At 68.7% G+C, this 386-nt stretch carries 1 protein-coding gene; it reads left to right on the top strand.

All coding sequences use genetic code 11. The features are described 5' to 3' along the window. Positions 1-386, top strand: a 386-nt coding sequence (locus RM572_RS29600) for a substrate-binding domain-containing protein (RefSeq protein ID WP_311676417.1), incomplete at both ends; no start/stop codon positions are given.

The raw sequence follows: 386 nt of genomic DNA, 5'->3' as shown, positions 1-386 counted from the left end.
GACGGGTTGATCCTCGGCGACGCCCGGGCGGACGACCACACGGTGCTCGAGGAGCTGACCCGTCGCGAGGTGCCGTTCGTGTTGGTGAACCGTTGTGTCGCAGGCTATCCCGCTGCAACCTGTGACAACTACCTCGGCGGGAGGCTTGCGGCCGAGCACCTCCTCGAGTTGGGGCACCGCCGGGTCGGTGTCATCGCCGGCCTGGCGCACGCGAGCACCGGGATCGACCGGCCTGCGGGCTTTGTCGACCGTTTCCGGGAGGCGGGCATCGAAGTGCCCGAGGGGAACATTGTGTTCACGGGTCTGGACAGCCACGGTGGTCACGTCGCCGCGGACCGCCTACTCGATGCGGCATCACCGCCGACCGCGCTGTTCGCGGTGAACGA

It is taken from the genome of Streptomyces hazeniae (assembly GCF_031845485.1).
Lineage (GTDB): Bacteria > Actinomycetota > Actinomycetes > Streptomycetales > Streptomycetaceae > Streptomyces > Streptomyces hazeniae.
Note: the sequence above shows the minus strand (reverse complement) of the source record. Positions and strands in the feature narration are given on the sequence as shown.